Genomic DNA, 508 nt, shown 5'->3' with positions numbered 1-508 from the left:
ATCCGGAAGACCTGCAGTAGATCGCAGACCAGTCTTGGAGCCTGGAGCGTTTCTGCTTTTCTTTGAATGGCGGAAACGCTGCAATTCCGTTACGCAAATGCTGCTCTCTGGGTTGTAGTTGCACTGCCTGAACGCGGAGGATTGAGGCATGGCTGCCTCGTCTGGCCAGCAAACTCGCGATCCGTCCAGCACCCCTCAACCGACATCGCCTGTGGCGAGGCCACCTTCTCCCGCAAGGGGAGAAGGTGCTGGCCGAAACGTCAGCGCGAGCCTTATTTCTTCGCCAGCAGTGCCTTGACCAGCGGCTCGTCGACCGAGCCGGTGGCCGGCAGGCCGTTGTCGGTCTGGAAGGCCATGATCGCCTTCTTGGTGCGGTCGCCCATGACGCCGTCGGTGCCGCCAGCATCATAGCCGTTCTTGGCCAGGATGCGCTGGATGTTCTGCACCGCCTTCTTCATGTCGACACCGGCAATGGTGGTCGGGGCGTCCTGCCAGGCTGCCGGCATCT

Annotated in this window: 1 protein-coding gene; it reads right to left on the bottom strand. The window is 61.6% G+C overall.

The window, feature by feature from the left end:
* Nucleotides 1–272: 272 nt before the first annotated feature.
* Nucleotides 273–508: peptidoglycan-binding protein (locus DC522_RS34190; RefSeq protein WP_133239478.1), on the bottom strand; the 236-nt coding region annotated here is incomplete at its 5' end.

Origin of the sequence: Microvirga sp. KLBC 81, from assembly GCF_003075415.1 — a bacterium.
Classification (GTDB): Bacteria; Pseudomonadota; Alphaproteobacteria; order Rhizobiales; family Beijerinckiaceae; genus Microvirga.
Note: the sequence above shows the minus strand (reverse complement) of the source record. Positions and strands in the feature narration are given on the sequence as shown.